At 38.1% G+C, this 14,955-nt stretch carries 13 protein-coding genes and 1 tRNA gene; 10 read left to right on the top strand and 4 right to left on the bottom strand.

What is annotated here, in order from left to right; translation table 11 throughout:
• Positions 1-277: 277 nt before the first annotated feature.
• Positions 278-730 (bottom strand): DoxX family protein, encoded by a 453-nt coding sequence (locus AC13EX_RS09515; protein ID WP_482892485.1) that lies wholly within the window; start codon positions 728-730, stop codon positions 278-280.
• A 53-nt stretch (positions 731-783) separates the two neighbouring features.
• Positions 784-1,350 (bottom strand): Crp/Fnr family transcriptional regulator, encoded by a 567-nt coding sequence (locus AC13EX_RS09510; protein ID WP_048642673.1) that lies wholly within the window; start codon positions 1,348-1,350, stop codon positions 784-786.
• Positions 1,351-1,650: 300 nt separating this feature from the next.
• On the opposite strand from AC13EX_RS09510, the gene AC13EX_RS09505 reads away from it, so the two are divergent.
• From AC13EX_RS09505 to AC13EX_RS09480, 6 genes are all read left to right on the top strand, one after another.
• Positions 1,651-2,454: a phenylalanine 4-monooxygenase gene (locus AC13EX_RS09505; RefSeq protein ID WP_482892483.1), complete on the top strand. Its 804-nt coding sequence runs from the start codon at positions 1,651-1,653 to the stop codon at positions 2,452-2,454.
• Positions 2,455-2,524: 70 nt separating this feature from the next.
• Positions 2,525-4,117, top strand: a complete 1,593-nt coding sequence (locus tag AC13EX_RS09500) for a sialate O-acetylesterase (RefSeq protein ID WP_482892482.1) — start codon at positions 2,525-2,527, stop codon at positions 4,115-4,117.
• Between the two features lie 96 nt (positions 4,118-4,213).
• Positions 4,214-4,711 (top strand): hypothetical protein, encoded by a 498-nt coding sequence (locus AC13EX_RS09495; RefSeq protein WP_048642676.1) that lies wholly within the window; start codon positions 4,214-4,216, stop codon positions 4,709-4,711.
• 19 nt (positions 4,712-4,730) lie between these two features.
• Positions 4,731-6,635, top strand: a complete 1,905-nt coding sequence (locus AC13EX_RS09490; RefSeq protein WP_048642677.1) for a DNA topoisomerase IV subunit B — start codon at positions 4,731-4,733, stop codon at positions 6,633-6,635.
• Positions 6,636-6,873: 238 nt separating this feature from the next.
• Complete coding sequence (locus tag AC13EX_RS09485; protein WP_482892481.1) at positions 6,874-9,462, top strand: DNA gyrase/topoisomerase IV subunit A; 2,589 nt, start codon at positions 6,874-6,876, stop codon at positions 9,460-9,462.
• A gap of 12 nt (positions 9,463-9,474) precedes the next feature.
• On the top strand, positions 9,475-10,161 hold the full coding sequence (locus tag AC13EX_RS09480) for a TrmH family RNA methyltransferase (protein WP_482892480.1): 687 nt from the start codon (positions 9,475-9,477) through the stop codon (positions 10,159-10,161).
• Positions 10,162-10,184: 23 nt separating this feature from the next.
• Here the strand turns inward: AC13EX_RS09480 and AC13EX_RS09475 are convergent, their stop codons facing one another.
• Positions 10,185-10,601 carry a DUF6157 family protein gene (locus AC13EX_RS09475; RefSeq protein WP_482892479.1) on the bottom strand — a complete coding sequence of 139 codons (417 nt, stop codon included), beginning with the start codon at positions 10,599-10,601 and terminating at the stop codon, positions 10,185-10,187.
• Between the two features lie 698 nt (positions 10,602-11,299).
• Here AC13EX_RS09475 and thrS point away from each other — a divergent pair.
• The 4 genes from thrS (at position 11,300) to rplT (ending at position 14,551) form a co-directional block, all read left to right on the top strand.
• Positions 11,300-13,255, top strand: coding sequence for a threonine--tRNA ligase (gene thrS / locus AC13EX_RS09470; protein ID WP_482892477.1), 1,956 nt, complete (start codon positions 11,300-11,302; stop codon positions 13,253-13,255).
• A gap of 85 nt (positions 13,256-13,340) precedes the next feature.
• Positions 13,341-13,892 (top strand): translation initiation factor IF-3, encoded by a 552-nt coding sequence (gene infC / locus AC13EX_RS09465; RefSeq protein WP_084011801.1) that lies wholly within the window; start codon positions 13,341-13,343, stop codon positions 13,890-13,892.
• Between the two features lie 22 nt (positions 13,893-13,914).
• On the top strand, positions 13,915-14,109 hold the full coding sequence (gene rpmI / locus AC13EX_RS09460) for a 50S ribosomal protein L35 (RefSeq protein WP_048644557.1): 195 nt from the start codon (positions 13,915-13,917) through the stop codon (positions 14,107-14,109).
• 97 nt (positions 14,110-14,206) lie between these two features.
• A complete protein-coding gene (gene rplT / locus AC13EX_RS09455; RefSeq protein WP_048642681.1) occupies positions 14,207-14,551 on the top strand; it encodes a 50S ribosomal protein L20 in 345 nt (114 codons plus the stop codon).
• Positions 14,552-14,828: 277 nt separating this feature from the next.
• On the opposite strand, the gene AC13EX_RS09450 is transcribed toward rplT, so the two are convergent.
• Positions 14,829-14,905: transfer RNA gene (locus AC13EX_RS09450), tRNA-Met, on the bottom strand.
• Positions 14,906-14,955 lie beyond the last annotated feature (50 nt).

The following is a 14,955-nucleotide window of genomic DNA, read 5'->3' as shown; positions in this document are numbered from 1 at the left end:
ATCTTCTGAAATGGGGAAGAAAAGCTTAATTGGTTTCCTTGTACCGGTCTGATGAAATTCAAAATCAGCTACGCACCTGTAATTCCTAAAAGTACAAAATTCCCCTTTAGGGCAAGAAATGGGGATTTTAAACGTGAAATGGAAAACAGAAATGCATCTGCCAATCATTGGCTCGCCCAAAAAAAAATAAAATCCCCCTTCAAAAATTTTAAACCCAGATTATGTAATAGAATGTCTATTGCATATTTCGGGTTAAATCGAACTATGGCAATTGGATTTAAATTCTGATCGATGAAAAATACACCCAACCTATAAATAAGATTTGCAGGGGAATTCGAAACCATAAATATTCTAATCCATTTCCTTCAAAGGTGGCGTTTTGATAATCAATTTGTTCCATAGAAGCTTTTATGTTAGCTGGTATAATCAACACGAAAAACAGGATCAATAGCCAGGCAGTTACCAACCTAAATTGTGGCACATGTAAGCCAATGGCAGCCATGATTTCAATTAAGCCTGTAAAGTAAACAAGCTCTTTTTTAAAGGGGAGGAAGTCTGGAATCATCATTGCCATGCCCTCTGTAAACAAAAAATGGCCCAGTGCAGTAAAAAGTAGCATGGCCGAAAAGCCAATTCTAGCAGATAGAGAGAAATTATAAACACCATATACTAGCTTCATATAGCCTATGGCAAGGATTGTAACAGCGATTAACAGTATAAATGGTTTCATCTTTTTTTTATACAAAGGTGGGTAAAGTTCCTAGTCGCTACAATGAACCCAAGTTAAGAAATTCGTCTCCTAATTCTACTTAGCGCTTGAGGAGTAACCCCTATGTATGAGGCAATGTATTTAAGAGGAATATCTAGGATTAGTTTAGGGCGTTTGTTGAATAGGGACCTATACCTTTGCTCAGCTGTTTCATTCAAAAAGGAAAGTTCTCTTTCTGATTTTAACAAAAAAAGATTTTCAGCAGCTTTTCTACCTATGGTATTTCCTATACTTGTATTGGCATAAATGAATTCTAAGTCTTTCTGTGAAATTCTCCAAAGCGTAGTTTTGGTCATGGTTTCTATTTGGTATCCGCAGGGTTTTTGGGTCAAAAAAGAATCATATGCACTTACAAATTGACCTTCGAAACAAAATCCAAAGGTCAAATCCTTATCTTCACCAGGGAAATAGAATCGGGCCGAGCCTTTTTCTATAAAGGAAAGGTACTTCTCAGTTTGCCCCACTTTTAACAGTGGTGTTTTTTTAGCAAATTCCCCCTTTTTTAGTTTAGAAGAAAATAGGGCCCAATCACTATCATTTATTCCAATTAATTGGTTAAAATATTCCCTGATTTGATTCATTTTTCACTTAATTTTTCGACCTTTCAGCAAGTCCAATATACTAGATGTAATTCTAATATTTAAGGTTAGAAATTATCGTATTGCTAACCTAGCCTTATTTGATGGAAGTAAGAAAATATAACAGATTGGTACCTAATGAGTTCAATTTTTAGTTTTAACCTAATCTTGAAAAAATAGTCAGTCAATTGCTGTATTATTTCATAATTTAAGTTAAAACCAAACCATTTTTATAATCCCTAGTTGACATTTTTCGTTTAACATTTAAGTAAAGATATTAAACCAACTAGTGAATATTTACCCATGGCAAATCAATTTGATCATTATAAAAGGAGGAATATTTTTTCCAAAGGGATTTTTTCCGACCCCAGTTTGGCTTTGTTGCAGCAGGATTTTAGGACTTATAAGCCAGAAGATTATAAAGTTTGGGAAACGCTCTTTGAAAAGCAGGCAAAGAATTTACCTGATTCAGCAGCTATGGAAGTGATAAAAGGCATGGAGGCCATAGGTTTTTCATCAAAAAGTATTGCCAATCTAAAGGATGCCTCTTACCGATTGAATGAATCCACAGGTTGGACAATACAGGTGGTTCCAGGGCTTGTAAGTGATGAATTGTTTTTTAGATTACTACAAAACAAGCGATTTCCAGTCACCTCCTGGCTTAGGAAAATAGATGAACTGGATTACCTGCTTGAACCGGATTTATTTCATGATGCTTTTGGCCATTTGCCTATGCTGATGGATCCTACATTTTCTGGGTTTTTGCAGCAATTGGCCAACACAGCATTGCGGTTTATAGATAATCCCTTGGCTATAGAATTAATTTCAAGGGTCTATTGGTATACAGCTGATTTCGGTTTGATTAGGGAGGGCAATAAGCTTAAAGCTTATGGTGCAGGTATCCTTAGTTCTTCTGGTGAACTTCAATATAGCCTTTCCAAAGAACCCAAGCACCTTGATTTCAATGTGGAGGCAGTTTTAAATACCCCTTATTGGAAGAATAAATTTCAAGACAGGTATTTTATAATTGACAATTTCTTAGAGCTGTACATGTCAATTCCCTTGATTGAAGAAAAACTAGAAGAACTTTTGCAAAAAGCAGAGTAAAAACGGGCAATTGTAAGGGAAATTTTTTAATCTTAGGGCCTTAATTCCCATTTATAATTTAATCACTGCTATGTCTGCTCTTTTTAAGAAATTTGTATTTTTAGTATTTCTATTGCCATTTGCTATAAATCTCCAGGCCCAAGAAGCCAAAGACTTGGATATTTACCTAGCCATAGGGCAATCCAACATGGCTGGAAGAGCAGAAATTCTCCCCGATTTAAAAGCACCTTTAGAAGGTGTTTATCTTTTCACGGGGAAGGAATGGATACCCGCTGTCAATCCGCTCAACTTGTATTCAAGTGTAAGAAAAGTAGTAAGTATGCAGCGCCTCGGCCCTGTATATGGTTTTGCCCGAAAAATGCAAAGTGAAAGTCCAGAGAGAAAAATTGGACTTGTGGTCAATGCAAAGGGAGGAAGTGTTATCGCTGAGTGGATGCCCGGCACATTGTTTTTCAATGAGATCCTCTCTCGTGCAAGGCTAGCAGCCGAAAGTGGTGAGATAAAAGGAATTATCTGGCACCAAGGGGAAGGTGATGTGAAGGAAGCAGACCAATACCTAGGGAAAATTGGTCACTTGATTACCGCTTTTAGGGACAGTTTAAATTTACCTGAATTGCCATTTGTTGTAGGGCAATTGTCTGAAGATAAACCTGTAAGGAAGCCGTTGAATGATTTTTTAGTTAACCTTCCTCAAGAAATGCCTAACACAGGCGTGGCTCTGTCCTATGGTACAACCGCTTTTGATAGTACCCATTTTGATAGCCCAAGTCAAATTTTAATTGGAGAGAGATATGCTGATCAAATGATAAAATTATTAGACGCCAAAAAACAAACGGATAGTTTTTCCTTCGGAGTGCTATCAGACATTCAGTATGCTGATGTAGAAACAGTCGGCAAACGCAATTATCGAGGTACCTTGGAAACATTAAAACGCACCATACCTATCCTTAATGCTTATGATTTGGAATTCTCTGTGCATCTAGGAGATTTGATTGACCGTGATTTTGAGAGTTTTGATGCTCCTTTGTCGATTTTGGAGGATAGTGAAGCGCCATTCCACTTTATCTGGGGAAATCATGATTTTTCTGTTTTGGATAGCCTCAAACAAAGGGTTGGAGAAAAAATAAATAACCAAAAAGGTTACCATTCTTTTGAAATGGGCAACATGGTATTTATGGTTGTCAATGGAATGGACATCAGTGTGGGAGGTCACACTGAAGGGAGTAAAAATCACACACAAGCCCTAGAGATGATGGAAAAATTGGAAAAGGGAGGAGCCAATAATGTAAAACCCTGGAATGGAGGGGTTGGCCAAGAACAGTTGGCTTGGATGGAGTCAATAGTACAAAATGCTGAAAAGGATGGAAAACACGTTGTTGCATTTTGTCATTATCCGCTGTTGCCTGAAAATGGATTGCATTTACTTAACCATAAGGAAGTTATGGACCGGATAGGAGGGTCTCCAGCCATGGTGGCATGGTTGTCGGGACATCACCATGCAGGGAATTATTTCAAGGATGATAACGGTATGCACCATCTCACCTTTTTAGGTATGGTAGAAGCCGAAACGCCTGCTCTTGGCGCAATCGTCACAGTAAAAAAAGATAAATTAATAATTCACGGAATCGGCAATGAGGAAGACCGGATCCTGAATTTCAGGTAAATACCAACGGCTTAAATTTTCTTTTCTTAAAGGCGTTTAGACTTTCCGCTTTTGGTACTGGATTAATTTTTATATTTGCTGCCTAAATAAAAAATTATGTACACCCGCTTTGCTAAATTCTTTTACTTCCTATCAATTGGAATGTTCTTATTTGTTTTCTTGTATGCATACGCATCCATGCCTGACTTTGCTACTTATGAGCAAAACAGCAAAGGTTTGCCTATGAAACAATTAAGCAAGGAAAACTTCTTTTACATTACTGTAATAATATTTTTCATTTACAATGTATTGCTGATCATTCCAGGTAAAATGATAGAAATGAAAAGTAATGCCTCTCTGCTGCGACTTTTTCCAGTAGGTGATAAATATAGAGATCGTATCTTGGCGTGGATTTATTCCTTTATCGGAGTTTTAAATGTATGTACATGCATTATGGTTTTTTTCATCCATAGTCTTACCAATCAGAATGAAATAAAGAGTACCGAATACAATGTCTTCTTTTACCTTGTCCCTTTATTATTAATTATTTGGGTGATGGGACTCTTTTTCATACTTGTAGGTAAAATGAAACAGGTTAAAACGGGTACAGTTTAAGGTAGAAAACAGTTAAGATATGGCAGGAAACGTACAATATACCGAAGACAGTATAAAATCACTTGATTGGAAAGAACATATCCGACTTAGGCCGGGTATGTACATTGGCAAGTTGGGAGATGGTAGTGCACAGGATGATGGAATTTATGTTTTGGTAAAGGAGATCCTTGACAATAGTATTGATGAACACATGATGGGAAATGGTCGCACCATTGAGGTGAAGATCAGTGAACATAAGGTGGAAATTAGGGATTATGGTCGAGGAATTCCTTTAGGGAAGGTGGTAGATTGTGTGTCTAAGATCAATACAGGAGGAAAATACGATTCAGGAGCATTCCAAAAATCTGTTGGACTAAATGGAGTGGGTACCAAGGCGGTAAATGCCCTCTCTGAATATTTTATGGTCCAATCCTATAGGGAAGGCCAAACAAAGGTAGCTGAATTCAACAAAGGGGAGTTGGTTGAAGATCGGGAGATAACTAAAACCTCAGAGAGAAATGGAACAAAGATCATTTTCTCTCCTGATTCTTCAGTATTTAAGAACTACCATTTTATTCCAGAATACCTGGAAAATCAAATATGGAATTATGCTTTCTTGAACAGTGGGCTAACCATAAATTTTAATGGGGTAAAATATTACTCTCAAAATGGACTGCTGGATTTATTGGACAGAAAGGTAGATGATGACAGTAGGAGATACCCGACCATACACCTTAAGGGCAGTGATATAGAAATGGCCCTAACCCATACCAATCAGTATGGAGAGGAGTATTATTCTTTCGTAAACGGTCAGTTTACTACGCAGGGAGGAACTCACCTGGCAGCCTTTAGGGAGTCCATTGTTAAATCCATAAGAGAGTTCTTTAAAAAGGACTATGATGCTGCAGATATTCGACAAGGTGTGGTGGCTGCCATTGCTGTAAGGGTGATGGAACCAGTCTTTGAGTCACAAACCAAAACCAAGTTGGGTTCTCAGAGTGTAGGACCTGATGGCCCTACCTTACGTACCTTTGTAAATGATTTTGTAAAGGTAGAACTGGACAATTACCTACACAAACATCCGGATACGGCCAATGCCATCCTTAAAAGGATTCTTCAGTCTGAAAGAGAAAGGAAAGAAATATCCGGTATAAAAAAACTGGCCAATGAAAGGGCCAAAAAAGCCAACCTCCACAATAAGAAATTGCGTGATTGTCGGGTGCATTATGACGACAATAAGGCCAAAGATGAACAGAAAAATGAAACCATGCTGTTTATTACGGAAGGGGATTCAGCATCTGGGTCTATTACTAAATCACGTAATGTTCAGACACAAGCTGTGTTTTCTTTGAGAGGTAAGCCGCTAAACTGTTTTGGGATGACCAAAAAGGTTGTTTATGAAAATGAAGAGTTCAACCTTTTACAGCATGCATTAAACATAGAGGATGGAATTGAAGGGTTGCGGTATAGGAAAATTGTGATTGCTACTGATGCCGATGTGGATGGTATGCACATCCGCCTACTGATAATGACTTATTTTCTTCAGTTTTTTCCTGATTTGGTCAAAAATGGGCATTTATTTATTCTTGATACCCCACTTTTTAGGGTGAGAAATAAGAAAGAAACCATTTACTGCTATACCGATGAAGAACGTCAACATGCGATTCATAAATTGGGAAAAACAGCAGAAATTACCCGTTTCAAAGGACTTGGTGAAATCTCTCCGAATGAATTTGGAGGGTTTATAGGTGAGGACATACGACTGGAACCAATTATCTTGAACAAAGAAACAAAAATAGCTGACCTGCTTGGCTTTTATATGGGTAAAAATACACCTACTCGTCAAGAGTTTATTATAAGCAGATTGAAGGTGGAAAAAGACCTTGATCTTGGCGCTTCAGAGCAGGACAATGAAGAGGAGGAAGATGAAAAGGAAGTCGCTTAGACTTGCCACTTGTCATAGAAGGTCTAGCTCATTTCTTGGGTTAATTTTAAGTTAACCCTATTTCTTATTTAATTTTCAATTTGAAATTAATCGATAAGGTTTTAAATCACCATAGCGATCAGGGATGGGCCTTTTAAGTTCAGTTTCAAAAAATATCAACTTAATATTTTCGGTTCGGAAATAAGATTTAAGTGTTTCGGGATTTATCTGACTACTTAAATAAAAATGAATTTAATTCATGAGTGAAGAAAAAGATTTACCAATGAAAGGAAACGAAGGGTTACACAATGCGGTCCCTGTTTCTGGAATGTATCAGGATTGGTTTTTGGATTATGCTTCTTATGTTATTTTGGAGCGTGCAGTACCTGCAATAGAGGATGGGCTTAAACCTGTTCAGCGTAGGATAATGCATGCGATGAAAGAAATGGATGATGGCCGTTTCAATAAAGTTGCCAATATCATTGGTCAATCCATGCAATACCACCCCCATGGCGATGCTTCTATTGGTGATGCTATTGTGAATTTGGGGCAAAAAGAACTGCTTATTGAAACCCAGGGTAACTGGGGTGATGTCAGAACAGGGGATGGGGCTGCGGCTGCCAGGTACATTGAGGCACGCTTGTCTAAGTTTGCCTTAGAGGTTGTCTTTAACCCTCAAACCACTGAATGGCAACTCTCCTACGATGGCAGGAAAAAGGAACCTGTAACACTCCCTGTTAAGTTCCCTTTGCTATTGGCGCAAGGAGTGGAGGGGATAGCTGTGGGCTTGAGCACCAAAATTTTACCTCACAATTTTTGCGAATTGATTGAAGGGTCCATTCAGATACTCAAAGGAAAAAAGACCAATATCCTTCCTGATTTTAATACCGGAGGCTATGCAGACTTTTCTGAGTACAATGAAGGCCTCAGAGGTGGGAAAGTAAAAGTTAGGGCTAAGATTGAAGAGGAGGACAACAGGACCCTCTTGATTAAGGAGATCCCATTTGGGACTACCACCAATTCCCTTATAGATTCCATCATCAAGGCAAATGATAAGGGCAAAATAAAGATTAAAAAGGTCGTTGACAACACAGCGAAGGATGTTGAAATTATGATTCAGCTCGCTCCAGGGCAATCACCCAACATGACCATCGATGCACTTTATGCTTTTACAGACTGTGAAGTCAGCATCTCTCCCAATGCATGTGTGATCATAAACGACAAACCTGTCTTTCTGAAGGTCAACCAAATTCTGGAAACCAATACTTTACAGACCAAGGACTTATTGAACAGGGAACTGGAGATCAAGAAGGGTGAGCTTTTAGAAAAACTACTTTTCTCTTCTCTGGAAAAGATATTTATTGAAAACAGAATCTACCGAGACATTGAGGAGTGCGAAACCTGGGAGGCAGTTATTGAAACAATAGACCAGGGATTAGAACCTTTCAAACCGGATTTTTACAGAGAGATTACAAGAGATGACATCGTCCGCTTGACGGAAATAAAGATCAAACGTATTTCAAAGTTTGATACCTTTAAGGCGGATGAGTTGATGCGAAAGCTTAATGAGGAATTAGAGGAAGTCAACCATCACCTGGAAAACTTGACTGATTATGCCATTCAGTATTATAAAAATTTATTGAGTAAATATGGAAAAGGTCGGGAAAGAAAAACAGAAGCCAGAACTTTTGATACCATTGCTGCAAATGTAGTAGCAGCCAACAATGCCAAATTATATGTCAATAGGGTTGATGGATTTGTTGGGTATGGATTGAAGAAAGATGAGTTTGTGTGCGATTGCTCTGACTTGGATGACATTATTATTTTCAGACGGGATGGAGTATGTATGGTCACCAAAATTCAGGACAAGGGTTTTGTAGGTAAGGACATTATACATGTCGCTGTCTTCCGAAAGGGAGATGAACGCATGGTTTACAACTTGATCTATTTGGATGGAGCCTCAGGGAGAACCATGATCAAACGCTTTCAGGTTTTGAGTGTCACCCGAGACAGAGAATATGTGCTCACCAAAGGGACCAAGGGGTCTAAAGTACTGTACTTTACAGCCAATGCAAATGGAGAAGCAGAGATCATTACTGTCTTTTTGACGGCTGGAGCTAAAGCAAGGGTCAAGGTTTTTGATTTTGACTTTAAGGACCTAGAAATCAAAGGCCGGGGGGCACAAGGAAATATTCTTACCAAATACCCAGTACGAAAAATTCAGCTCAAAATGGAAGGGGTCTCTACTCTAGGAGGGCTGGATATTTATTTTGATCCTTCGGTAGGAAGGTTAAACACTGACGAAAGAGGAGATTTTGTAGGCAACTTCTTAGGTGAAGACAAGGTGTTGGTGTTTTTCAAGGATGGAAGTTATGAATTGACAAACTTTGAATTGACCAATAGGTTTGATGCCGAGAACCTCTTGCTAATAGAAAAATACGATCCGGAGAGTGTGGTTTCTTCTATTTACTACGATGGAATTCATAAAATGCATTATGTGAAGCGGTTCGTTATCGAAACTTCTACCTTAAATAAGAAATTCAATTTTATTTCTGACCATAAGCAATCGAAGCTAATTGTAGTGTCTACGGAAAAACAACCTCAGGTTAAGGTCAAATTTAAGCTTGAAGATGGTGTAGAGGAAAAGGTGTATGACATGGACATGCTTATTGATGTGAAAGGGTGGAAATCTGTAGGGAATCGCCTTAGCAATCATAAAGTAACAGGTGTGGAATTAGTAGAATCAGTAAAACAACCGGAAAAGAAAAAAGATGCCACAGATCAGGAGAAGAAGGAGTCTGGAGATTCGGGTGAAGAGGATGACAAAGAACAATTAGGATTGTTTTAATTCTCATTCATTATGGAGCAATTGGACGATGACGAACTGGCTTTTTTGGACTACTTGTCTGAATATGTGACCCCACATAAAAAAGCTTTGATAGATAAAGTATTGGGGAATAGAACCAGGTACATTACCATGGTTTTGGAAAATATCTACAAGCCTCACAATGCCTCAGCCGTTTTAAGAACGGCTGATTGCTTTGGGATTCAGGATGTCCACCTTATAGATGGCAATGAAAGCTATGCGGTAAACCCTTACGTGACCAGAGGCGCTGCGCAATGGGTAGACTTACATAAATACGACAATGCCTCAGGAAACGCCACATCTGAGTGCTTTCGTCAACTTAGACAAAAGGGCTACAAAATATTAGCTACAAGCCCTAGAGAAGGAAGCTTACCTCTTAGTGAATTGCCCATTGATCAACCATTGGCATTGGTCTTTGGCAATGAACATGAGGGCGTGAGCAATGCCGCCATTGAGGCCGCAGACGGCTTGGTTCATATTCCTATGAAAGGATTCACTGAAAGTTTTAATATTTCCGTGAGTGCTGCTATTTGCCTTTATGCACTCCAAGAAAAGTTAGAAGGTAAGTCAGTCGAAAACTATTTTCTAAATGAAATGGAGAAAACCGAGTTGAAATACCGCTGGTACCAAGAGATTGTCAAACACTCCGCCGCACATAAGCGGGCATTTTTCAAGAAATAATAATGCCTTTTTCGATTACAATTTCAGCCTCGTTTTGATCGCATTGCTTTGACTTTCCCGATAGACTTGTTGGCCAAGTACTTGGCATATTCTAAAGTTTCCATACCATACATCGCTATTTTGCTCTCTTCATTACAGTGAATTCCAAAGCCATATCGCTTAGTCAATGGAGAAGCCCGAAAACAAGGTTGACCTTTGGAGAAAAATTCAGATTTCGCTTGGGCAAATTCTTCATGGGTTAAATCATTTCTATTGGCAAAAACCTGAAACAAAACCTCATCAGAGGTGTATTGATAAGGTGCTTTATTCAATATTTCAAACTGCATGTTGGCTACAGTTTTCTTATCGCCTTTTAGGGGAGGAATTACCCCCATGTCCACCGGGCAATCTTCTGCAACCTCAATGAAAACGTTTTTGTAATTGGTCGTATGAATTTTCATTTCATCGTTGGTTTTATAGTACTTGTCCAAGGTTGAGGAACTTCAACATTCTGAAAAAACAGTTTTCTGCGTAGCCATATGTTATATGGAATACTTAAACCCGAAATTTGCAATAGACATTCTAATACGTGCTGAAATCGCTTTAAAATACCCAATCGTTACATAATCCGGTTTAAAAATAATTTTTTTTTCTTATCCATAGATTTATTTTTTTCCTTTTGATTATAACTATACACATTTATTTCCATGGATAGCCTTTGGGATTACCGGATGCATCATTTACTTCCAAGGAGAAAATAATAAGATGTTTTTTTTAGTTTGGTGTGGCTTTTGAGTAACTAAATATACTTGTTAATAAGCTTTAAAATAGGTAAAGCGGTCGTTTGAGAAATATTTTCACCATGACGTAGGTTCAAAACAAAAGATAAGCAAGGCCTACTCTTTTATTTACCCTGTCGAATTTGCATATTTGCAGTCCGTAAATCAGGAAAACGCCTTACTTTTGGTGGTCTGTGAATAAATCACAAGATGCCAGATAATTCCTATCGAGGGAAAAGGGGGGTAATGGGTTTGAATACAGCATCGGTATAGCACCTTTTTTATTGTAGTTTATTGCAATGAAAACTTTGATTTTTGGAAAAGTAAGCGTTTAAAAACACCTGTTTGTAAAGGTGATTTATCATAAATAAAATGAATACATGTCAAGTATTGATAATGAGATTAAAGTAACATTTCCTGATAAATCTGTCAGGAAATTTGAAAAAGGAGTAAACAGTATAGTGATTGCGATGAGCATCAGTGATGGGTTGGCGAGGAATGTTTTGGCTGCCAAAATCAATGGTGAAATATGGGATGCCACGCGTCCTATCAATCAAGATGTAAGTATTGAATTGTTAACATGGAATGATGTAGGAGGAAAGTCCACCTTTTGGCATTCTTCAGCCCATTTACTTGCAGAAGCTTTAGAGGATTTATATCCTGGTATAAAATTTGGAATAGGACCACCTATAGAAAACGGTTTTTACTATGATGTTGATTTTGGGGACAAGACCCTAGAAGGAGCCGAGCTGGAAAAAATTGAGGCCAAAATGATTGAATTGGCCCGACAGAAAAACGAATTTGTCAGAAAAGACATTTCAAAGGAAGAAGCAATTGCCTATTTCAAAGAAAAAGGAGATGAGTACAAGTTAGACCTTTTGGAAAGACTTGACGATGGAACCATAACCTTTTACGAACAAGGTGGATTTACCGACCTTTGTAAAGGGCCACACATTCCGCATACAGGATTCGTAAAGGCGGTTAAATTGCTAAATATAGCAGGGGCATATTGGAGAGGTGACGAAAAGAACAAAATGCTGACCCGTATATACGGCATTACTTTTCCTAAGGCGAAGGAATTGAAAGAATACCTTTACCTACTTGAAGAAGCTAAGAAAAGAGATCATAGAAAATTAGGTAGGGAGCTAGAGCTATTTACGTTTTCAGAAAAAGTAGGCATGGGATTGCCTTTGTGGTTGCCGAAGGGAACCCTTTTGAGAGAGCGATTGGTGGCTTTCCTTAAAAAAGAACAAGATCATTCCGGCTATGAGCAGGTAATTACACCACATATAGGACATAAGGCATTGTATGAAACCTCGGGTCATTATGAGAAATATGGCAAAGATTCATTTCAGCCAATAACCACACCACATGAGGGAGAGGAGTTTTTATTAAAACCCATGAATTGTCCTCACCATTGTGAAATTTATAAATACAAACCAAGGTCATACAAAGACCTTCCGGTCAGGTATGCTGAGTTTGGAACGGTTTATAGGTATGAGCAAAGTGGGGAACTACATGGCTTGACTCGTGTACGTGGATTTACTCAAGATGATGCACACATATTTTGTAGGCAAGATCAGGTAAAGGAAGAGTTTATAAAAGTTATAGACTTGGTTTTATATGTTTTCAAAGCCCTAGGTTTTGACAACTATACTGCACAAATTTCGCTTAGGGACCCTGAGAATATGGGTAAATACATAGGTGAAGAGGCTGCATGGAACAAAGCCGAGCAAGCGATTATCGAAGCAGCAGAAGAAAAAGGTCTAGACACTGTTACGGAGAAAGGCGAAGCTGCATTTTATGGACCGAAGCTAGACTTTATGGTCAAGGATGCCCTTGGCAGAAGTTGGCAGTTGGGAACTATTCAGGTAGATTATCAATTACCTCAGAGATTCGAATTGGAATATACCGGCTCTGACAATCAGAAACACAGGCCTGTGATGATCCACAGGGCGCCATTTGGTTCTTTGGAGCGATTTGTAGCTGTTCTAATTGAGCACTGTGGAGGTAATTTCCCTCTTTGGCTGGCACCTGAGCAGTTGATTATATTGCCAATATCAGAGAAGTATGCTGATTATGCAGCTAAGGTGAAGTCTGTTTTGGATGAAAACGGCATTACCGGTGATATTGACAATAGGGATGAGAAAATCGGTAGAAAGATCAGAGATGCTGAGGTTAAGAAAATTCCTTTTATGGTGATAGTGGGCGAGAAAGAGCAAGAGGAGAATAAATTATCCCTCCGTAAACATGGAGAAGGGGATATAGGTACTTTCGAATTGAACGCTTTTGTTGACTTCTTTCAAGGAATCATAAAGGAATCATTGAATAAATAACAAGAATATAATTTGTTGATTTTTAATATTTAAAAAATTATTAGATATTTGCAAATTGAAACTTTAAAAAACAACCATAACTATTTTGAGAGGAAAAAGAACGTATACTCCGAGACAAGAGGAACCATATAAAGTAAATTCAAAAATTAGGGCCAGAGAGGTCAGGGTTGTAGGAGATTTTGTAGAGGGAGGTAACGCAGTAATGGCTACTGATAAAGCGGTAGCTCTGGCTGAAGATAATGGACTTGATCTCGTTGAAATTTCTCCTTCCGCCTCACCACCAGTTTGTAAGGTGATCGATTATGCTAAGTTCAAATACGAACAAAAGAAAAAGCAAAAAGAGATCAAATCCAATGCAGCTAAAACTGTAGTGAAAGAAATTAGATTTGGACCTAATACTGATGACCATGATTTTGATTTTAAATTGAAACATGCCATCAACTTCCTTAAAGATGGGGCTAAAGTTAAAGCTTATGTCCATTTCGTAGGACGTACCATTGTTTTTAAAGAAAGAGGAGAGATGCTACTGCTGAAATTTGCTCAGGCTCTTGAAGATTATGGTCAGGTAGAACAATTACCTAAAATGGAAGGGAAGAGAATGAATATTTTCGTTTCTCCAAAAGCAGGCAAAAAATAATTCAACTAATATATATACGGTAATGCCAAAAGTTAAAACTAAATCAAGTGCTAAGAAAAGGTTCAAGCTTTCTGCGTCTGGAAAGATAAGAAGGAAGCATGCTTTCAAAAGCCACATTTTGACTAAAAAGTCTACCAAAAGGAAGAGAAATCTTACCCAAATGGGAGAAGTACATGAGTCAGATGAGGGAAGAGTAAAAGCAATGCTTAGAATCTAATCTTAAAATTCAACAGGTTATTTAATTCACCAGGCCTTTGGTTTACAAGTCTTATCAGAAAATCTGAAAGCACCAAAAGTCAAAAACTAAAAAAAACATGCCAAGATCGGTCAATTCAGTAGCTTCAAGAGCTAGGAGAAAAAAAGTATTAAAAGCCACCAAAGGTTACTTCGGAAGAGGGAAAAATGTTTGGACTGTAGCAAAAAACAAGTATGAAAAAGGACTTCAGTATGCTTACAGGGATAGAAAAGTAAAGAAGAGAGAATTCAGAGCACTTTGGATTCAAAGGATCAATGCGGGAGCCAGACAATATGGCGTTAGCTATTCTCAGTTTATGGGAATGTTGAAAAAAGCAGAGATAGATCTTAATAGAAAAGTGCTTGCAGATCTTGCAATGAATCATCCAGTTGCTTTTAAAGCTATTGTTGAAAAAGTAAAATAAAAATAGTGCAAACTATTATAAAAAAACCCTCCTTAGAGGGTTTTTTTATGCCCTCATTTTTTTTAAAGGGTTTATTTTTTGAAATTTTCCTTATATTACTTATGGTTTACCTATCTTTTGGGAGACTAATACCTGAACCCAATCATTGGCAATTAATGAAATGGGAACAGGTGTTTAATCATTAACCTTTAATTATAAAGGTAAGGTCTTTGTTTTCAGTGATTAAAGAGATGAATGACATAAAAAAAGGTCTCTTAAAAATAAGAGACCTTTTTGTTGGTAGCGAGGAGGGGAGTTGAACCCCTGACCTCAGGGTTATGAATCCTGCGCTCTAACCATCTGAGCTACCTCGCCAATTGGGAATGCAAATATGTGAGTATAATCCTTGAATTGCAAATCAAGGG

The sequence above is a fragment of the Cyclobacterium sp. L-R genome, from assembly GCF_056859355.1.
This window is presented reverse-complemented; position numbering and strand designations above follow the sequence as displayed.